Source organism: Micromonospora sp. NPDC047753, assembly GCF_040642735.1.
Classification (GTDB): Bacteria; Actinomycetota; Actinomycetes; order Mycobacteriales; family Micromonosporaceae; genus Micromonospora.
Window position 1 is genome coordinate 1 of the sequence record NZ_JBEYSL010000802.1, and the last position, 1,848, is coordinate 1,848.

The 1,848-nt window shown below is 73.6% G+C and carries 2 protein-coding genes; both read left to right on the forward strand.

The features are described 5' to 3' along the window. The coding region (locus ABZ749_RS34685; RefSeq protein ID WP_357235526.1) for an isochorismatase family protein at nucleotides 1-363 on the forward strand (363 nt) is incomplete at its 5' end. Nucleotides 364-403: 40 nt separating this feature from the next. After that, nucleotides 404-1,651 carry an MFS transporter gene (locus ABZ749_RS34690; RefSeq protein ID WP_357235529.1) on the forward strand — a complete coding sequence of 416 codons (1,248 nt, stop codon included), beginning with the start codon at nucleotides 404-406 and terminating at the stop codon, nucleotides 1,649-1,651. Nucleotides 1,652-1,848 lie beyond the last annotated feature (197 nt).

Consider the following 1,848-nt stretch of genomic DNA (forward strand, 5'->3'; position numbering starts at 1 on the left):
GACGACCTGCTCGGTCTGTTGGTGCACCCGCCGGCGGCACCGGCGAACGCGGTGGGTCGGCTGCTGGCGGCCCACGACCCGTCGGTCTGGGTGCGCTCCGGTTTCGAGGGCCATGCCGACGACGGCGAGTGTCTGGCCGACTGGCTACGCCGACGCGACGTGGACCGGGTCGACGTGGTCGGCATAGCCACTGACCACTGCGTCCGGGCGACCGCGCTGGACGCCGCCCGGGAGGGTTTCGCCACCACCGTGCTGCTGGAGTTGACCGCCGCCGTCGCCCCGGCGACCACCGACGTGGCCCTACGCGCCATGGAGGGCGCCGGGGTGCTCATGCACGGCCAGCCTGTGATCAGGGCCGCATGAAGCGCTAATTGGTTGGCCAAGGGGCCGCCGCCGGTCGAGGATGTCGCCGGAGGTACGGACCCACGTGAACATGAAGCCTTACCGGCGGGCGCTCGCCCTGCCCGGCCTGCGGTCGCTGCTACTGGTTGCCGTCCTCGCCCGCATCCCGCTCACCGCGACCGGGGTAACGCTCACATTCCACGTGGTCCTCGATCTTGATCGGGGCTATGGGGCAGCCGGCCTGGTGGGCGCGGCGGTCACGGTGGGCGCGGCGATCGGCGGGCCGCTGCTCGGCCGACTCGTGGACCGGCGTGGACTGCGCCCGGTCCTGGTGCTCACCGCGATCGCTGAGGCGATCTTCTGGTCCACCGCGCCGTCGCTGGCGTACCCCGTGCTCCTGCCGGCCGCCTTCGTGGCCGGCTCCCTGGCCCTGCCCATCTTCTCCGTGGTCCGTCAGTCGATCGCCGCCCTGGTACCCGAGGACCAACGCCGCCCCGCCTACGCACTGGACTCGATGTCGGTGGAGCTGTCCTTCATGATCGGCCCAGCGTTGGCGGTGGCCCTGGTCACCGCGATCTCCGCGCAGACCACCATGTATCTCGTCGGTGGCGGCATCGTCGCCGCCGGGATCGCCCTGTGGGTCGTCAACCCACCGATCCGGGAGGCCACCGAGCCCACCGGCCCACAACGCCGGGTGCCGCGCCGGGAGTGGCTGACGCCGCGGCTGCTCGCCATCCTGGCGCTCAGCGCGGCCGCGACCCTGGTGCTCGGGGGCACCGACGTGGCGGTGGTCGCTGTCCTGCGGGCCAGCGGCGAGGTCGGCTGGACCGGCGTGGTCCTGGCCATCTGGGCGGTCGCCTCGCTGGCCGGCGGTTTCGCCTACGGGGCCGTACACCGCTCGTTCTCCCCGCTGGCACTGACCGCCGCGCTGGCCCTGTGCACCATTCCGGTGGGACTGGGCGGTGCGCACTGGTGGCTGCTCTGCCTGGCGCTGATCCCCGCCGGCGCGCTCTGCGCGCCGACCATCGCGGCCGGCTCGGACGCGGTCAGCCGCCTGGTTCCGGCCGAGGTACGCGGTGAGGCGATGGGTCTGCACGGCTCCGCGGTCACCGTCGGCATCGCGGTCGGCGCACCGCTCGCCGGCGCAGTGATCGACGCCAGCGCGCCACTCTGGGGCTTCGTGGTGACCGGGGCACTCGGCGCGCTGGTCACCCTGGTGGTGCTCCCGATCGAGCTCCGCCGCCGCCGCATCGCCGAAGCGGCCACCCCGCCGCCCGCCGAGGCCGACCTCACCCTCACCGCCCGCTGACAGCCGGGCCGAGATCCAACGGCCCGGCCCGGACAGGGCCATCTAAGCCGGACACGCCCCGGGCGGCAGCCCAGGCGGGCCGCGCACTACGGACCGGGACCACGCACTACGGACCGGGACCACGCACTACGGACCGGGACCACGCACTACGGACCGGGACCACGCACTACGGACCGGGACCACGCACTACGGACCGG